We start from the raw sequence: 16,015 nt of genomic DNA, 5'->3' as shown, positions 1-16,015 counted from the left end.
ACCCACCCACACGGGGGTGTGGAAGGCCGGAACCAATAAAATATTGGCACTGACATTCATCGACACACTATTGAGTTCTCAAAGAACACACGCACACAGAACTTCACGGGCTCTTTGTCCCGGTCAGTCTCTGAGGCAACTTTTACAGCTTAGCTCTTACGTCGCAGCAGAACCAAATCCGCTGGTCGGTGGAGCTAGTGTGACTGTCAGGCGCTCCTCGTACAACCTCGTTTCCCAGGCCCTTGGGGCTCCGGGTCGGTGTCCGTGTCGCTCTGACCTGGAATAAGTTACGTGTCGCTCCGAACGAAGTCAAATCGGCTGGTCAGAGGCTTGAACCGGGCAATCCGAACGAATGGTCTTACCGATGCGCGGCCGAAGCGCACCCTTGTTCGTGTGTACGTCTGCGATTGGTCGATTACGAGCGGTGTCATCGGCGAGTTCGCGGAGCGAATACATCGCGAGGGCGAGGCGCAGTGGCGGGTCAGCTGGCTGCCCGGGCGACTGTTCACCCGGGAGCAAGCGCTCGCGGCCATCGAATTGGTGGAACTGCTCTACGACACCACCCGCGCGGATGACGATGACGCGCGCATCGGGATCGCGGTGGCCGCGACCGTACTCGGCATCCGGCCCATCGACGCCGCGGCCACACTCTCCGAACGACATCCCGGGCGGTGACCCCACCCCGTGACGACTCCCCCACCAACGCCGAAGGCCGGCTCACCCAGAGGGTGAGCCGGCCTTCGTGGAAACGAGCGGCGATCGGATCCGATCAGCGCGCGTTATCGGTGCACTTGGAGACGACCAGGATGCCCTGGCTGCCCGCGGAACTCATCGTGCCCGGGCGAGTAGCACCCGCGATCGCCTGACGCTCGGCCTCGAAGCGGGTGGCCGCCGTGCCCCAGAAGTAGCGCGCGTTCGAACCGGAGGTCTTCGCGACGGCGCCGCAACCATCCTTGAAGCGCACCGCGATGTGGCAGTACTTGGAGTCGCCGCAATCGTTCAGTGCGTCGCGGTCCGCCTCATCCCAGTTCGGGTAGTTGTAGGCGGCGTGCCAGTCCTCGGTGTCATCGGTGTACTCGAGGATGGCGATCGAACCGTAGAGGCTGCCGTCCGGACCGGCCTCGGCGTTGGCGGACCCAGCGCCAACCATGGCTCCGGCCAGCGTCGCGACGGCGGCCAGGCCCAGGGCAACCTTGCCCATTGCAAACATTCAGTACTCCCCATCAGAAACGGCCTCATTTGCAAGACCGGATCTGATCTTGACCGCTCGTATCATGAAAAGTCCAGTGGAATCTCATTCCCAGGGAACTCATCGGGAATTCAGAGAAAGCTCGAGTGCACCGATTAGTTTCGGCGGGGTCGGACGTCAGTACCGATGTTCCCCCCGTTCGAGCACAGAAGAGAGCAGCCATGAGCAACGACCTCGCCCTCACCCACGTCTCCCTGCTGGTCGATGACCAGGACAAAGCCCTCGAGTTCTACCGCGACATCATCGGTCTGGAGGTCCGCCAGGACATGGCCTTCCCCGGCGGCCGCTGGCTCACCGTCGGTCCGGCCGCCCAGCCCACCATCGAGTTCATCATCGAGAACCCGGCCATGAACCCCAGCCCCGAGCAGACCGCGGCCGCCCAGGCCCGCCTCGCCAGCGGCGCGCAGGGCACGCTGATCTTCCGCGTCGAGGACGTCACCGCACTGTTCAACCGGCTCCAGGAAGCGGGACTGCCCGTCGACCAGCCGCTGATCGATCAGCCCTACGGCATGCGCGACTGCGGCTTCCTCGATCCGTGGGGCAACCACCTGCGCTTCTCCCAGCTGCTCTGAAGTCAATACCATTGGGCCACAACGCATTACCGCGACAATGAAGTCAGTCGAGAGCGGCGACCTTGCGTAACAGCAGGTCCCGCTCTCGGTCGTTGGCGCAGAGCTTCGCGGCGCGCTCGAGCTCATCCCGCGCCTCATCGTCGCGATGCAGGCGAATGAGCAACTCACCGCGCACGGCCGGAAGCAGATGCGAATTCGGCAGGGCATCGGCGGCCAGCAGTTCATCGACGATCAGGAGCGCGGCGGCCGGGCCCTGGGCCATGGAAACCGCCACCGCGCGATTGAGATCGACGATCGGGGACGGCGCGAGTCGGCCGAGCGCCTCGTAGAGCAGGACTATGCGCTCCCAATTCGTCGCATCGACGGTCGGCGCGACCGCATGACATTCGGCGATCGCGGCTTGCAACCCGTAGGCCCCCAAACCACGACCGAGCTGACCGGCACGCGCCAGCGCGGCCCGGCCGCGGCGGATCGCGGCCTGATTCCAGCGACGACGATCCTGATCCTCGAGCAGCACCGGCTCACCATCCGGCCCGGTGCGAGCCGGAAAACGCGCCGCCGTCAGTTCCAGTAGCGCCGAAAGACTGTGCGCCTCGGGCTCATTCGGCACCAGATGCGTCAGCACCCGTGCCAGCCGCCGCGCCTCACCGGCCAGATCGAAGCGGATCAGATCGCCGCCCGAGCTGGCCGAGGAACCCTCGGTGAAGATCAGATACACCACGCTCAGCACCGAACCGAGGCGTTCCGCGCGCTCGGCGGCGGGCGGCACCTCGAATGGCACCCGGGCCGCGCCGAGGGTCTTCTTCGCGCGGGTGATGCGGGCCTGCACGGTGGCGGTCGGAACCAGGAACGCCTTGGCGATCTCATCGCTGGTCAGACCGCCCACCACGCGCAGGGTGAGCGCCACCCGCGCCTCGCGGGCGAGCACCGGATGGCAGGAGATGAAGATGAGCGCCAGCACATCGTCATCGATCTGATCCGGATCCCACAGCACATCGGAGTCCGGCATCGGTTCGGCCGCGGCACTGCCCGATACGGCCCCGCCCTCACCCAGGTCACGGGCGAGCGCGGAGTACCGGTCGTCCAGCGCGGACCGGCGGCGGAAGCCGTCGATCGCGCGGCGGCGGCCGACGGTCAGCAGCCAGGCCGCCGGATTGCGCGGCACCCCCTCACGCGGCCAGGTCACCAGCGCTTCGGCCAGCGCCTCCTGCGCGAGATCCTCGGCCAGCGCGAAATCGCCGGTGTAGCGCGCGAGCGCACCGACGATTCGCGCCGACTCGATCCGCCAGATGGCGGCGACGGCCGCACGACCGGTGACGACAGCATCGCGGCCGGTGACCACGGCGTCACCACCGGTGGCGACGGCCTCGCGGCCGGTGGCGACAGCCTCACGGCCGGTGGCGACAGCCTCACGGCCGGTGGCGACAGCCTCACGGCCGGGGACGACAGCCTCACGGCCGGGGGCGATGGCCTCGCGGCCGGTGGGATCGGTCATCGGTGGCGTCGCTCAGAGCTGACCGGTGGCCTCACGCCACTTGCGTTCCTTCTGGATCCACTCGTTGTCCTGCGGGAACTCGTCGATGGTGGTGACCCGGCGAATCTCGGTCTTGAAGCCCGGACCCGTCATCGGCGACCGCTTGGCCCATTCGATGGCTTCCTGCTTGGAGGCCACATTCAGAATGTAGAAGCCGCCGAACAGCTCCTTGGTCTCGCCGTACGGGCCGTCGGTGATCACGGGCGTCTCGGACGAGAAGTCGATGACCACGCCCTCGGCCGGATCGTCCAGGCCCTCGGCGGCAAGCAGTACGCCGGCACGGATCATCTCGTCGTTGTAGGCGCCGACGCTGTTGATGACCTCGTTGAAGTCCGCGGTCATCATGCTCCCCAGCGCCTCGTCGGTGGCCCGGAAAATCAGCATGTACTTCATCGCTCTGTCTCCTCATGTCGACGGGTCACTCTCGGACCCTTTCATCACAAGGTCGAATGGGGAAGGACGCGGATCGACACGGCCGGTGAAGTTTTTCGGAGAATTTTTTTCCCGGACCCGAACGGCCCGGAAACGCCGGAAGCCGGCTCGCCCGCAGGCGAACCGGCTCCCAGTTCGAAAAGTGTTGCCGGAAGGCAGGACTCAGAAGTCCATGCCGCCCATGCCACCGGTCGGGTCGCCCGCGGGGGCGGCCTTCTCCGGCTTGTCGGCGACAACGGCCTCGGTGGTGAGGAACAGCGCGGCGATGGACGCGGCGTTCTGCAGCGCCGAGCGGGTGACCTTGACCGGGTCGGCAACGCCGGCGGCCAGCAGGTCCTCGTACTCGTTGGTCGCGGCGTTCAGGCCGTGGCCGTCGGGCAGGTTGGTGACCTTCTCGGCGACAACGCCGGGCTCCAGGCCCGCGTTGAAGGCGATCTGCTTCAGCGGCGCGGACAGCGCGACGCGAACGATGTTCGCGCCGGTGGCCTCGTCACCGGTCAGGGACAGCTCGTCCAGGGCCGGAGCCGACTGCAGCAGGGCCACGCCACCACCGGCGACGATGCCCTCTTCAACGGCGGCCTTGGCGTTGCGCACGGCATCTTCGATGCGGTGCTTGCGCTCCTTGAGCTCGACCTCGGTGGCGGCACCGGCCTTGATGACCGCGACGCCGCCGGCCAGCTTGGCCAGCCGCTCCTGCAGCTTCTCACGGTCGTAGTCCGAATCCGAGTTCTCGATCTCGGTGCGGATCTGCGCCACGCGGCCCTTGATGGCCTCCGGGTCGCCCGCGCCCTCGACGATGGTGGTCTCGTCCTTGGTGATGACGACCTTGCGGGCCTGGCCCAGCAGCTCGATGCCGGCGGTCTCCAGGGAGAGGCCGACCTCTTCGCTGATGACCTCGCCACCGGTGAGGATGGCGATATCGGCCAGCATGGCCTTGCGACGGTCACCGAAGCCCGGCGCCTTGACGGCGATGGACTTGAAGGTGCCACGGATCTTGTTCACGACCAGGGTCGAAAGCGCTTCGCCCTCAACGTCTTCGGCGATGATCAGCAGCGGCTTGCCGGCCTGGATGACCTTCTCCAGCAGCGGCAGCAGGTCCTTGACGGTCGAGATCTTCGAGCCGACGAGCAGGATGTAGGGATCCTCCAGGGAGGCTTCCTGACGCTCCGGGTCGGTGACGAAGTAGCCCGAGATGTAGCCCTTGTCGAAGCGCATACCCTCGGTCAGCTCCAGCTGGAGCCCGAAGGTGTTGCTCTCCTCGACGGTGATGACACCTTCCTTGCCGACCTTGTCCATGGCCTCGGCGATGAGCTCACCGATGGACGAGTCGCCAGCCGAGATACCGGCGGTAGCGGCGATCTGCTCCTTGGTCTCGACCTCCTTGGCGGTGGCGAGGAGGCGAACGGTGACGGCCTCGACGGCCTTCTCGATGCCACGCTTGAGACCCAGCGGGTTCGCACCGGCCGCGACATTGCGCAGGCCTTCGCGTACCAGCGCCTGGGCGAGCACGGTGGCGGTGGTGGTGCCGTCGCCAGCGACGTCGTCCGTCTTCTTGGCAACTTCCTTGACGAGCTCCGCGCCGATCTTCTCGTACGGATCCTCGAGCTCGATTTCCTTGGCGATGGAGACACCATCGTTGGTGATGGTGGGGGCGCCCCACTTCTTCTCCAGCACGACGTTGCGGCCCTTCGGGCCCAGCGTCACCTTGACAGCGTCGGCCAGGGCGTTCAGACCCCGCTCGAGACCGCGGCGAGCCTCTTCGTCGTACGCAATTGTCTTGGCCATTGCGTTGAGATCCTCCAGATCAGGGGATTGACACGATCTGGCCAGGCGCGGTGCCCGCGACGGACGACCTTGTTGGGCCTCACCGTCCCGACCTAGCACTCACAGGTCAGGAGTGCCAAAGCCATTTCTAGCACTCACACCCGGCGAGTGCAAGGTCGGGGAGGGCGCTGACGCTAGGTCTCGGGGGCTTCGCCCCCGAACCCCCTTAACGCACCAGGCGGTCGTCGACGCGTAGGAGCAGTGCGATCAGGGCGTCGGTGCGGCGTTCCTCGGGGGTGCGCGGCTCGCCCTGATCGATGGTGACGAGTTCGGCGTCGTTCAGCAGGAGTTCGGCTTCGATGCGCATGATGGCCCGGACGAAGGCCGGGGCGATGTCCGGTGGGAGGTCGCCGTTGACGATGGTGCCACCGTCGGGAGCGTCTTCCATGGAGACATAGGAGAGCGCGCGCACCAGGTCGCTGCGCTTTTCCCCGGCAACCAGGTCGGAGATTTCCTCGTCCGCCATACCCACATGGTATCGGGCGAGGCCACTGGGACGGGTGAGGCGGGGTTTATTGCGAGTCTTCGGCGGGAGCGGGCAATGAGGCGAGCAGTTGCGCGAGGTCTTCGGACACGGCCTCCTTCTCCAGACCCAGACCGGACAACACGCCGCTACCGGCCTCCACCTCGAGCAGGGCGAGCAGCAAGTGTTCGGTGCCGACGTAGTTGTGGCCCAGGCGAAGTGCCTCGCGGAAGGTGAGTTCCAGAACCTTCTTGGCCTGAGAATCGAAGGGAATCAACGCCGGAATGGTGTCCGCGCTCGCGGGCAGGGCGGCGGTGGCGACCCGGCGGACGGCGTCGATACTCACGCCCTTTCCCTGAATGACATGCACGGCAAGGGATTCCGGCTCGTGCAGCAGGCCCAGGACGAGGTGTTCGGGGGTGATCTCGGCATTGCTCGAATCGCGGGCTTCCTCCTGTGCGCCGACCACGACCTTGCGGGCGCGCGGGGTGAAGCGGGCGAAACCGGCGCTCGGATCCATGGTCGCGGCGTCGCCCGGGCCCTTCGGGACGAAACGTTTCTGCGCGGCCTGCTTGGTGACACCCATGCTGCCGCCGATATCGGTCCAGGAGGCGCCGGAGCGGCGGGCCTGGTCGACGAAATGGCCGATGAGATGGTCGGCCAGGTCACCGAGGTGACCGGCGAGCACGACCGCGTCGGAGAGCTGCTCCAGGGCGTTGTCGGGGCGGGCTTTCTTGATGCCGTCGATCAGATCGTCGAGGCGGAAGGGATTCGTCATGCGTCAACTGTAGGTTGACCACACAATGGTGGTCAACCTTTGGTTGACGAATATTTCGAGGAATTCAGGGCTGCGCCGCCATGCGGATCGCACCGTTGACGATCTGCTCCTTGACCCAGGCCCCGGTCCGGCCGGTCAGCACCGTGCGAGCCGGGGAATCATCGGCGCGGACGAATTGGACGACCCCGTCGCGGCGGCCCAGGCTGATGCACTGCAGGTGGTAGCGGAAACTCCACGGCGCGGGCGTCTTACCGGCCAGGCGGGCGGTGAGCGCGGTGGCCGCGTACTTCCCGGTGGGCAGCGCGGTGGCGCACGCCATGCGCAGATCGCGCTCGGCGGGACCGGCGACGACCGCGGCATCGCCCGCGACGTAGATCTCCGGATGCGACCGGGAGCGAAGTTCGGCATCGACCAGCACCCGGCCGCGGGCGTCCACCGCCAGACCCGAATCCGCCGCGACCGCGGGAACCGCGAAACCCGTTGTCCAGAGCACCGTTTCGGCGGGCAGCTCGGTGCCGTCGACCAGCTCGAGACCACGCGCGGTGACCGCCGCGACCTTCGCACCGGAATGCACCCGCACCCCGAGCCGATCCAGCACCGCGCGAATGTGCTTGTGCGCCTTGGGCGAAAGCCAGGCCCCCGGCTCCTCGGCGCTGACCAGGAGCACGTCCAGATCCGGGCGGGCCTCGGCCAATTCGGTGGCGGTCTCGATACCGGTGGAGCCGCCGCCGACCACCGCGACACCGCCGGACAGAGCGGGGATGCGCGCCACATCCTCCGGGGTCGCGATCGGATAGGCGTATTCGGTGGCTCCGGGGACCGCGCCGGTATCGGCGTGACTGCCCAGGGCATAGATGAGCGAGTCGTAGGACAGCGACCAATCACCGTCGAGACGCACGACGCACTCCGCGGTGTCGACGGTGCGCACCCGCGCCCGCACGAACTCGATCCCCTTGCGCTCCAGCAGTTCTCCGAGATCCCACCGCGCGATGTCCTGCCCGGCCAGCGCCTGATGCAGCCGCACGCGCTCCACCAGTTCCGGGCGCGCGTCGATGACGGTGACGCGCACGCCCTTCGCCTTCGCCGCCCGGCGGGCCGCCGACAGGCCCGCGTATCCCGCGCCCAGGACGACGATTCGATGTGCTCCGGTCATGAGAGTGGCCCCTTCTCGTGCTGGACCGGCACTTTCGCCGATCCGACACCCTCTAGACCGGATAGGGACGCGATTCCTGACAACTCCGGGATGTGTGCCGCGTCACCGGGGTCAGGCGGTGCGTGAGGTGATGTGGTCGGCGCGCTGGAAGTAGGCCAGTTTGTCGGGGTTGACGACCAGGTGGAGGGCGGACACCCGGTCGTCGGTGATGTCGACGCCGACCACGCCGATGACGGTGTCGGCGGCGCGGGCCACCAGGGCGGGAGCGCCGTTGACATCCTCGGCGGTGAGGGACAGGCCGGGCAGGTCGCGGGAGAGCAGGCCGACCAGGTAGCGAGCCACGCGACCCGCACCAACCACCGCGCGGCGGGCGGCATTGATCTTGTCGCCGCCGTCGGCGACCGAGACGATATCGGCGGTGAACATCGCTTCCAGGGCCGCCACATCACCGGATTGCGCTGCGGTCAGGAACTTTTCGATGAGGGCGTAGGCGTGCGCCGGCGCCGGGTCGAAGCGGGTGCGGTCCTCGCGCACATGCTGGGCGGCGCGACGGTAGAGCTGCTGGGAATTGGCCTCGGACAGCTCCAGCATGTCGGCGATCTCGCGGTGCGCGTAGCCGAAGGCCTCACGCAGGACGAAGACCGCGCGCTCGGCGGGGGTGAGGCGTTCGAGCAGGGTGAGGAAGGCCAGCGAGACCAGCTCGCGCTGCTCCACCGATTCCAGCGGGCCGAGTTCACCCGCACCGGTCGCCACAGGTTCCGGAAGCCACGAGCCGACATAGGTTTCGCGGCGGGCGCGCGCCGAATCCAGTGCGTTGCGGCAGATATTCACCAGGATGGTGGTCAACCAGGCCTCGGGGGAACGGATTTCGGCATTGGCGCTGGTGGCCCAGCGCAGGTAGGTCTCCTGGACGGCGTCCTCGGCCTCGCTCGCGGAGCCGAGCATGCGGTACGCGAGCGCGAACAGCCGCGGCCGGTGCCGCTCGAACTCCACCACTACACCGGCGTCCATCCGCCCACCTGTCCTCGCCCAAACGCACTTGGTCCGGGACATTACGCCTGCGCGAAAACCGAACGGTGGTGACTGTCCACACCCGGCCGCCCCGCAATGCGGGACGCACCGCTCATCGGTGCTCCACCGACCGCGATCGACCTGCGCGAATTCCAGACGCGGCAACCGAAGTCAGCAACCTCGAGATCGATCGAGAGACGGCACGAATATGGCCGTCAGGAGTCGACCGACTCGGCTCGAGGCAGGTTCGCGCCGGAGTTACTTGGCCGCTCCGATCGCGTTGGCGACCGGGGTATCGGTGTAGGCCTGGGCCAGGCAGGCGAGTTTGGCGGTGCCGAGGGCGACATTGGGGCTACCGTCGAATTTGCCGCCCGGGTTGGCGGCGAGGACCTGCTGGATGACCTGCTTCTCGGTGTCGCCGTCCAGGTTCCGGAATTCGCCGCAGGTGGTCTTCGCGCCATTGGGGGCGGTGGTCTGTTTGACCGCGGCGGTGCTCGCGGGAGCCGCGGTGGGCGGCTCGACCGGGGCGGCGGCCGGGGTGGAGGCTATCGGGGCGGCGGATTTGACCGCGGCGGAGGTGGACGTTTCCTTGCGTAGCTCGCTCGCGTCGGTGGACTTGTCCGATCCACACCCGGTGAGGCCGAGTACCAGCGCGCCCGCGGCGAGGGCGACGATCGCAATCTGTTTCATAACCCTTTTCCGAGACCGTTCGCGCACCGGTCCGGCCCGGCGCTCGCAGCAGAGTACCCGGACACGGCGGTGCGGCGCACCGGGGTGCGAGACAATCCGGCAGCATCGGCGATAGCCGTCACGTATCGTCATTACGAGGCGAAATGAGACGAATTACCTTCAACCAGAGGAGGTCTCATGCCCGCACCGAAAACCCCCATCATCTTCGTGCACGGTCTGTGGATGCATAGCGACAGCTGGACCCCGTGGCTCGAATACTTCGACCGCGCGGGATTCGCGACCGTCGCACCCGGCTGGCCCGGCGACGGACCCGATCCGGAGGCCACCCGCGCCGATCCGGGCGCACTGGCGAATCGCGGCATCGCCGAGATCACCGACCAGTACGCGAAATACATCGCCGACCTACCCGCACCGCCCATCGTGATCGGCCATTCCTTCGGCGGACTGATCGCGCAGCGACTACTGGCGCAGGGCAGCGCCATCGGCTGTGTCGCCATCGCACCGGCGCAGTTCAAGGGCGTGTACGTGCTGCCGCCCGCGCAATTGCGCAGTGCCGGGCCGATTCTCGCGCAGCCGTGGCTGCGGTCCAAGACCTGGTCGCACACCGCGGACAGCTATCACCGCTTCTTCGCCAATGCGGTACCGCGCGCGGAATCCGATCAGCTGTTCGCGCAGTACGCGATTCCGGCTCCGGTGAAGCCGCTGTTCCAGGCGGCGCTGGCGAACGCCACGCCCAAGTCCGAGGCGAGCGTCGACGTGCTCGCACCGCGCGGTCCGCTGCTGCTGATCGCGGGCACCGAGGATCGCACCGTTCCCGCGGCGATCGTGGAATCGGAATACAAACTCCAGCAGAAGAATTCGGGGATCACCGAGTTCAAGCTGCTGGAGGGGCGGTGCCATTCGATGGCGGCCGACCACGGCTGGCACAGCGTCGCGGATCTGGCGCTGGAATTCCTGACCGAACAGAAACTCGCACCGCAGGAATGAGGCCGCCGCCGAAGTGATGGACAAAGCCCCCGGGAGTTATTGCCTCCCAGGGGCTTTCACATGCGACGGAACTCAGTTCAGGTGGCTCTGCCAGTCCGCGGGCACCCGCTCGCGCGGGCCGGGTACCGTCTGCGCGACCGGATGATGGTGCGGCGCGGCCAATTCCGGCCCGTCACCGTACATATCCTCGGTCTCGTAGTTGTAGAACCAGGTCTCGCCGGGCTCGTAGCTCTGCGCGAACGGATGCCCGCTGCCGGCGGCATGCTTGGAGGCGTGCTGCGAGGGCGAGCTGTCACAGCAGCCAACGTGCCCGCACTGCGCGCACCGGCGCAGGTGCAGCCACCAGCCCGCGTTGGCATCGCATTCCACACATCCGGCGCCGCTCGGCGGTACCCCCGGCTCGATACCCTCGATCTTGTCCGACATCATTGTCCTCCTGTATCAGCTTGCCGGGCTTGCTGTTTCGATGTTCTCGGGCGCGACCGCATCGGATGATCCCTCCAGCGGCAGGCGCACGATGAAGCGGGTATCGCCCGGTTCGGACTCCACCCGGATATCGCCGTGATGCTTGTTCACCACGATGCGGAAGGAGATGTCCAGACCCAGGCCGGTGCCCTCACCGACCGGCTTGGTGGTGAAGAACGGTTCGAAGATGCGGGTGCGGATCTCCAGCGGCACGCCCGGCCCGGTATCGCCGATTTCCACTGCGGCACAGTCACCTTCGCGATAGGTGCGAATGGTGAGCGTACCGTGCCCGGACATCGCCGAGATGGCGTTGTCGATCAGGTTGGTCCACACCTGATTCAGCTCCGCCGCGTAGCAGGGCACCGCGGGCAGGGCGTGGTCGTACTCCTTGACCACCTGGATATCGTCACCGATCTTGCGGCCCAGCATGACCAGTGTGCTGTCCAGCAGGTCGTGGATGTCCACGACCTGGAAGGGCGCGCGATCCATCTGCGAATACTGTTTGGCCGCGTTCACCAGCGTGGAGATGCGGGTGGTGGAGTCCGCGATCTCGTTCATGAGCAGTTCGGTTTCGACGGTGTAGTTGAGCCAGCGGATCGCGCCCTCGAAAACCGCTCCCTCACAACCGGTCAGGGTGCCGTGCACCTTCTCCAACCAGTCGATATCGAATCCGGCCTGCACGAAGGTCGGCGCGATATCCCAGCCGTTGCGGATATCGTGCGCCTCGAGCCAATCGCCGAGTTCGTCCTCGCGGTCGGCGGCCTCCATGGGCGTGAGCGTGGGGGCCTTGGCGACCTGCGCGGCGGCCTCCTCCTGCAATCCGGCCAGTGCGTCCATGGTCGCGGAGTCGAACTTGCCCTGCGACATCATCTTCAGCTTGTGCCGCATCCCGGCCACGCGTTCGCGCAGTGCGGAGGTGGCGCGCACCGCGGCGGCGGCCGGATTGTTCAGCTCATGCGTCAGGCCCGCCGAGAGCGAACCCAGCGCCAGCAGTCGCTCGCGCTGTCCGATGCGCTCATTGGCATTGCGATTGCCGAAGAAGACGCCCTCCAGCAGGTGCACCGCCATCGGGAACCATTCCTGCATCATCTTGGAGAAGACGCCCGCGTCCAGCACGAAGAATTTGGACGGTTTGGTGACGTAGAACGATCCGGCGTAGTGCTGGTCGACCTTGTCACCCATGTACGCGGTCCACGCGCCCGAATAGGACCCGTGATGATCGGTGCGGACGAGTTCGATCTCCTCGCCGCCCGACATCTTGGTCAGCCGGACCTCGCCCTCCATGAGCACGTAGAAGCAGGTGCCCGGATCACCCTCGCGGTACACCAGACCGGGTTCGAAGCGTTCGACGCGGCCGTCCTTGCAGAGCCAGGCCAGCTGTTCGTCGTTCAGCTTCTCGAACAGGAATAGGTCCCGCAGTTCCTCGGGATCGCAGATCAATGACTGTCCCACGGTTCAACTCCTACTGTTTCGCGATCCAGCGGTGCACCAGCATGACGGCCATCGCGCCCTCGCCCACGGCCGATGCCACTCGCTTCGCCGATTCCGACCGTACGTCGCCCGCCACGAAAACTCCGGGAACGCTGGTCTCCAGATGTTGCGGCGACCTGGTCAGTTCCCAGCCCGCGGGCTTGGTGCCGTCGATCATGAGATCGGGTCCGGCGAGTACGTAGCCCTTGTCGTCGCGATGCACCACGCCGTCCAGCCAATCGGTTTCCGGCGCGGCGCCGATGAACAGGAACAAACGCTCGGCGTCGACCTTTTCTTCCACCCCGGTCGCGTTATCGCGCAGCACCAGGCGTTCGAGGTGATCGTCACCGTCGGCGGAGATCACCTCGGTGCGCGCGTGCACCTTGATGTTCGGGATCTGCTCGATCTGCTGAATCAGATAGTGCGACATGGAATCCACCAGCGATTCCGCCCGCACCAGAATGTGCACGGTGCGTGCGTGCCGGGACATGTAGACCGCCGCCTGCCCGGCCGAATTCGCGCCGCCGACAATGTAGATGTCCCGATCGGTGCAATCGGAGGCCTCGGTCATGGCCGAGCCGTAGTAGACGCCGCGACCGGTGAAATCATCCACGCCGGGGGCCGGGTGGTGCCGGTAGTTGACGCCGGTGGCGATGAGCACGCTGTGCGCGGAGATGCTGCCGCCGTCGGCGAATTTCACCACCCGCGCCGAACCGCACGGTTCGAGCGAGACCACTTCGCGCGCGGTGATGAGTTCGGCCCCAAATTTCACGGCCTGCCGCCGGGCGCGATCCGCGAGCTGCGCGCCGGACAAACCGTCCGGGAAGCCGAGGTAGTTCTCGATGCGCGAACTCTGGCCCGCCTGGCCGCCGGTCGCGGTGCGTTCCACCAACACCGTGCGCAGGCCCTCGGACGCGCCGTAGACGGCCGCGCCCAGTCCGGCGGGTCCGCCGCCGACCACGATGAGGTCGTAGAACTCGTCGACGGGCGCGATATTCAGCCCGACCGCCTCGGCCAGCTGCGCGTCGGTGGGCGTGCGCAGCACCTCACCGCCCTGGTTGATGATCACCGGGCAGTCGTCCTCGGTGGCATCGGCGGCGGTGAGCAGGCGCGCGCCCTCGGGCTCGTCGACCTGGTACCAGCGGTAGGGCAACTGGTTGCGCGCCAAGAACTCCCGCACCTCGGAGCAGCGGGCCGACCAGCGGTGCCCGACCACCTTGGTCTCGGTGACGGGCTTGTGGTCATCGCTGCGCCAGGCGTCGAGCAGCGCGTCGATCACCGGGTAGAGCTTCTCCTCCGGCGGATCCCACGGCTTGAGCAGATAGTGATCCAGGTCGACCACATTGATGGCCTCGATGGCGGCATCGGTGTCCGCGTACGCGGTGAGCAGCACCCGCCGCGCGTACGGGTGCAGGTCCATGGCCTGCTCCAGGAATTCGACGCCGTTCATATTCGGCATGCGGTAGTCAGCGATCAAGACCGCGACCGGCTGGCCGCGCAGTTTCAATTCGCGAAGCACCTCGAGCGCGTCCGCGCCCGACTCCGCCCGCAGAATCCGGTAATCGGCCCCGTACCGGCGGCGCAGGTCACGGACCACGGCACGTGAGACGCCCGGGTCGTCGTCCACGCTGAGGATGGCCGGCTTGGCGGCAGCTGGTGAAGTCACCTAACGAGTATGAGCCGCGTTGGCAAGTCGGATCGGTCCTGTATGTCCGCCATGCGCGAACGGTGCCGCCGGGCGGGGCTGCGCTCGAGGGTGCTCACCCGGTCAAATCCGGTGATGCTGAACCAGATCCAGCTCATTGGGGGTGAGCAGTCGTTCCAGTCGTTCTTCCGACTGACCATTCGGTTTGGATCGTCCGGATCGCCGGGGAAGCTGGGAGGCATCGCGCTCATCGGAGGGCAGGAGCGGGACCGTCTCGGCATTTCCGCCGGAGACTCTGGTCTTGCGATGCAGGAGCGAACGCAGTTTCACGGCCGATCACCTCACGTTTCGCATCGGAAGCTGGTGGCCTTGTCTGTTATTTCGTCTATCCCACATTGTGCGCTGCCCATTACATTCGCCAGTACGGCAACACCGGAATGTGATCTAGTTGATTTTCAGTGTTCGGATGGTCGCCCGATGTTCGATTGACCCGATATGTCGGTACAGAACTAGGATTCCCAGTACTGACAGTCACATCTTCTCGGAGGCAGCGTTGCCGAACACTCTCGAAGCCACCATCGACATCGCCGCGGCGCCCGAACAGGTCTGGAACGTCGTCTCCGACCTCAAGCGCATGCCGGAATTCAGCCCCGCGACCGTGCGCATGCAGCCGCTGGGCAAGACCAAGACCGGCACCTGGACCCTCAACCTCAATCGCGACGGGGCCAAGTTCTATCCGACCACCTCGCGCATCGTGCGCTTCGAGCCCAATCGCGCGATCGCCTTCCGGATGAACGAGAACCGCACCATCTGGAGCTTCACCCTGGAGCCCACCGCGGACGGCGGCACCCATCTGGTGCAGCGCCGCGATATCCCCAACGGCGTCAATCCGATCGTGCGCAAGATGATCGACGCGGTGCTCGGCGGGGAACAGGTATTCGAGGCCAATCTCGTCACCGGCATGAACGAAACCCTCGGCAGGATCAAGCAGACCGTCGAGAAGTGATGTGCGTGTTTACCCCTCGACCGCGGGCCTGATGCGTAGGTTCGCGTTATGCGACGACGTATAGGGATCTGCGCCGCGGCCACCGGACTCGCGCTGCTGCTCACCGGATGTGGTTCCGACGGCGACCGTTCGGTGACGGTGGTCGGCAACGGCAAGGTGTCCGGGGTGCCGGACGTGCTCAATGCCGACCTCGGCGCGGAAGTCACCGCCGCCGATGTGTCCACCGCGGTCGACGGGGTGAACGGCAAGGCCAAGGCGATGACCGATGCCATGGTCAACGCCGGGGTCAAGCGCGAGGACGTGAAGACCAGCGAGCTCTCCGTGCAGCCCACCTACGGGCCCGAGGGACGCACCGTAATCGGTTACAAGGCAAGCAATTCCGTGCATATCGCGGTGCGCGATCTGCCCAAGGCCTCGGCCATTCTGGACGCGGCGGTCAAGGCGGGCGGCAATGACACCCGCATCTCCTCGGTGGCGTTCGGGCTCGAGGACAATACGAAACTGCTCTCGGACGCGCGGGCGCGCGCCTTCGACGATGCCAAGGCGCGGGCGCAGCAGTACGCGGATCTGGCCGGGCTGAAATTGAAGAGCGTCAAGACGATCAACGAGGGCAGCAGCGGCGGACCCACCCCGATGCTGCGCCAAGCCGCCCCGAGTGCGGGCGACTTCGCGCTGGAACCGGGCCAGCAGACGGTGACCTTCGATGTCACCGTCGTCTGGGAACTCGGTTAGCTCT

Annotated in this window: 18 protein-coding genes; 5 read left to right on the top strand and 13 right to left on the bottom strand. The window is 66.5% G+C overall.

Features of this window, described 5'->3' with window-relative positions; translation table 11 throughout:
* Window positions 1-393 precede the first annotated feature (393 nt).
* On the top strand, window positions 394-675 hold the full coding sequence (locus tag ACFVUS_RS23540) for a hypothetical protein (protein ID WP_387769869.1): 282 nt from the start codon (window positions 394-396) through the stop codon (window positions 673-675).
* A gap of 94 nt (window positions 676-769) precedes the next feature.
* Here ACFVUS_RS23540 and ACFVUS_RS23535 read toward each other — a convergent pair whose 3' ends face one another.
* A complete protein-coding gene (locus ACFVUS_RS23535) occupies window positions 770-1,201 on the bottom strand; it encodes a DUF4189 domain-containing protein (protein WP_387769866.1) in 432 nt (143 codons plus the stop codon).
* A gap of 209 nt (window positions 1,202-1,410) precedes the next feature.
* Here ACFVUS_RS23535 and ACFVUS_RS23530 point away from each other — a divergent pair, with 209 nt between their 5' ends.
* On the top strand, window positions 1,411-1,821 hold the full coding sequence (locus ACFVUS_RS23530; RefSeq protein ID WP_387769863.1) for a VOC family protein: 411 nt from the start codon (window positions 1,411-1,413) through the stop codon (window positions 1,819-1,821).
* A 43-nt stretch (window positions 1,822-1,864) separates the two neighbouring features.
* On the opposite strand, the gene ACFVUS_RS23525 is transcribed toward ACFVUS_RS23530, so the two are convergent.
* From ACFVUS_RS23525 to ACFVUS_RS23490, 8 genes are all read right to left on the bottom strand, one after another.
* Window positions 1,865-3,316 carry a DUF6596 domain-containing protein gene (locus ACFVUS_RS23525; RefSeq protein ID WP_387769860.1) on the bottom strand — a complete coding sequence of 484 codons (1,452 nt, stop codon included), beginning with the start codon at window positions 3,314-3,316 and terminating at the stop codon, window positions 1,865-1,867.
* A 12-nt stretch (window positions 3,317-3,328) separates the two neighbouring features.
* On the bottom strand, window positions 3,329-3,748 hold the full coding sequence (locus ACFVUS_RS23520; protein ID WP_387769857.1) for a YciI family protein: 420 nt from the start codon (window positions 3,746-3,748) through the stop codon (window positions 3,329-3,331).
* 201 nt (window positions 3,749-3,949) lie between these two features.
* Window positions 3,950-5,572 carry a chaperonin GroEL gene (gene groL, locus ACFVUS_RS23515; protein ID WP_375960820.1) on the bottom strand — a complete coding sequence of 541 codons (1,623 nt, stop codon included), beginning with the start codon at window positions 5,570-5,572 and terminating at the stop codon, window positions 3,950-3,952.
* A gap of 205 nt (window positions 5,573-5,777) precedes the next feature.
* Entirely contained in the window at window positions 5,778-6,077 is a 300-nt protein-coding gene (locus tag ACFVUS_RS23510; RefSeq protein WP_364649566.1) for a hypothetical protein, read from the bottom strand.
* 46 nt (window positions 6,078-6,123) lie between these two features.
* Window positions 6,124-6,852: a Clp protease N-terminal domain-containing protein gene (locus tag ACFVUS_RS23505; protein WP_387769852.1), complete on the bottom strand. Its 729-nt coding sequence runs from the start codon at window positions 6,850-6,852 to the stop codon at window positions 6,124-6,126.
* A 64-nt stretch (window positions 6,853-6,916) separates the two neighbouring features.
* A complete protein-coding gene (locus ACFVUS_RS23500) occupies window positions 6,917-8,005 on the bottom strand; it encodes an NAD(P)/FAD-dependent oxidoreductase (RefSeq protein ID WP_387769849.1) in 1,089 nt (362 codons plus the stop codon).
* 111 nt (window positions 8,006-8,116) lie between these two features.
* Window positions 8,117-9,016: an RNA polymerase sigma-70 factor gene (locus ACFVUS_RS23495; protein WP_387769846.1), complete on the bottom strand. Its 900-nt coding sequence runs from the start codon at window positions 9,014-9,016 to the stop codon at window positions 8,117-8,119.
* Between the two features lie 258 nt (window positions 9,017-9,274).
* Window positions 9,275-9,706: a hypothetical protein gene (locus ACFVUS_RS23490; protein WP_387769842.1), complete on the bottom strand. Its 432-nt coding sequence runs from the start codon at window positions 9,704-9,706 to the stop codon at window positions 9,275-9,277.
* Window positions 9,707-9,883: 177 nt separating this feature from the next.
* Here ACFVUS_RS23490 and ACFVUS_RS23485 point away from each other — a divergent pair, with 177 nt between their 5' ends.
* Complete coding sequence (locus ACFVUS_RS23485) at window positions 9,884-10,693, top strand: alpha/beta hydrolase (protein ID WP_387769839.1); 810 nt, start codon at window positions 9,884-9,886, stop codon at window positions 10,691-10,693.
* Window positions 10,694-10,765: 72 nt separating this feature from the next.
* Here ACFVUS_RS23485 and ACFVUS_RS23480 read toward each other — a convergent pair whose 3' ends face one another.
* The 4 genes from ACFVUS_RS23480 to ACFVUS_RS23465 form a co-directional block, all read right to left on the bottom strand.
* Window positions 10,766-11,119 (bottom strand): UBP-type zinc finger domain-containing protein, encoded by a 354-nt coding sequence (locus tag ACFVUS_RS23480; protein ID WP_387769836.1) that lies wholly within the window; start codon window positions 11,117-11,119, stop codon window positions 10,766-10,768.
* Window positions 11,120-11,134: 15 nt separating this feature from the next.
* Entirely contained in the window at window positions 11,135-12,610 is a 1,476-nt protein-coding gene (locus tag ACFVUS_RS23475; protein ID WP_387769833.1) for an ATP-binding protein, read from the bottom strand.
* A gap of 10 nt (window positions 12,611-12,620) precedes the next feature.
* A complete protein-coding gene (locus tag ACFVUS_RS23470) occupies window positions 12,621-14,294 on the bottom strand; it encodes an FAD-dependent oxidoreductase (protein ID WP_387769830.1) in 1,674 nt (557 codons plus the stop codon).
* Window positions 14,295-14,396: 102 nt separating this feature from the next.
* A complete protein-coding gene (locus tag ACFVUS_RS23465) occupies window positions 14,397-14,603 on the bottom strand; it encodes a hypothetical protein (protein ID WP_387769827.1) in 207 nt (68 codons plus the stop codon).
* A gap of 223 nt (window positions 14,604-14,826) precedes the next feature.
* Here ACFVUS_RS23465 and ACFVUS_RS23460 point away from each other — a divergent pair, with 223 nt between their 5' ends.
* Both ACFVUS_RS23460 and ACFVUS_RS23455 read left to right on the top strand, forming a co-directional pair.
* Window positions 14,827-15,279, top strand: a complete 453-nt coding sequence (locus ACFVUS_RS23460) for an SRPBCC family protein (RefSeq protein ID WP_387769824.1) — start codon at window positions 14,827-14,829, stop codon at window positions 15,277-15,279.
* Window positions 15,280-15,327: 48 nt separating this feature from the next.
* Window positions 15,328-16,011, top strand: coding sequence for an SIMPL domain-containing protein (locus tag ACFVUS_RS23455; RefSeq protein ID WP_387769821.1), 684 nt, complete (start codon window positions 15,328-15,330; stop codon window positions 16,009-16,011).
* Window positions 16,012-16,015: the final 4 nt, after the last annotated feature.

It is taken from the genome of Nocardia sp. NPDC058058 (assembly GCF_042885355.1).
Classification (GTDB): domain Bacteria; phylum Actinomycetota; class Actinomycetes; order Mycobacteriales; family Mycobacteriaceae; genus Nocardia.
Note: the sequence above shows the minus strand (reverse complement) of the source record. Positions and strands in the feature narration are given on the sequence as shown.

What these genes read in the sequence shown, in the direction of transcription:
- ACFVUS_RS23535 (WP_387769866.1), bottom strand. Translation starts at nt 1,201, where the DNA reads ATGGGCAAGGTTGCCCTGGGCCTGGCCGCCGTCGCGACGCTGGCCGGA.
- ACFVUS_RS23530 (WP_387769863.1), top strand. Translation starts at nt 1,411, where the DNA reads ATGAGCAACGACCTCGCCCTCACCCACGTCTCCCTGCTGGTCGATGAC.
- ACFVUS_RS23525 (WP_387769860.1), bottom strand. Translation starts at nt 3,316, where the DNA reads ATGACCGATCCCACCGGCCGCGAGGCCATCGCCCCCGGCCGTGAGGCT.
- ACFVUS_RS23520 (WP_387769857.1), bottom strand. Translation starts at nt 3,748, where the DNA reads ATGAAGTACATGCTGATTTTCCGGGCCACCGACGAGGCGCTGGGGAGC.
- groL (WP_375960820.1), bottom strand. Translation starts at nt 5,572, where the DNA reads ATGGCCAAGACAATTGCGTACGACGAAGAGGCTCGCCGCGGTCTCGAG.
- ACFVUS_RS23510 (WP_364649566.1), bottom strand. Translation starts at nt 6,077, where the DNA reads ATGGCGGACGAGGAAATCTCCGACCTGGTTGCCGGGGAAAAGCGCAGC.
- ACFVUS_RS23505 (WP_387769852.1), bottom strand. Translation starts at nt 6,852, where the DNA reads ATGACGAATCCCTTCCGCCTCGACGATCTGATCGACGGCATCAAGAAA.
- ACFVUS_RS23500 (WP_387769849.1), bottom strand. Translation starts at nt 8,005, where the DNA reads ATGACCGGAGCACATCGAATCGTCGTCCTGGGCGCGGGATACGCGGGC.
- ACFVUS_RS23495 (WP_387769846.1), bottom strand. Translation starts at nt 9,016, where the DNA reads ATGGACGCCGGTGTAGTGGTGGAGTTCGAGCGGCACCGGCCGCGGCTG.
- ACFVUS_RS23490 (WP_387769842.1), bottom strand. Translation starts at nt 9,706, where the DNA reads ATGAAACAGATTGCGATCGTCGCCCTCGCCGCGGGCGCGCTGGTACTC.
- ACFVUS_RS23485 (WP_387769839.1), top strand. Translation starts at nt 9,884, where the DNA reads ATGCCCGCACCGAAAACCCCCATCATCTTCGTGCACGGTCTGTGGATG.
- ACFVUS_RS23480 (WP_387769836.1), bottom strand. Translation starts at nt 11,119, where the DNA reads ATGTCGGACAAGATCGAGGGTATCGAGCCGGGGGTACCGCCGAGCGGC.
- ACFVUS_RS23455 (WP_387769821.1), top strand. Translation starts at nt 15,328, where the DNA reads ATGCGACGACGTATAGGGATCTGCGCCGCGGCCACCGGACTCGCGCTG.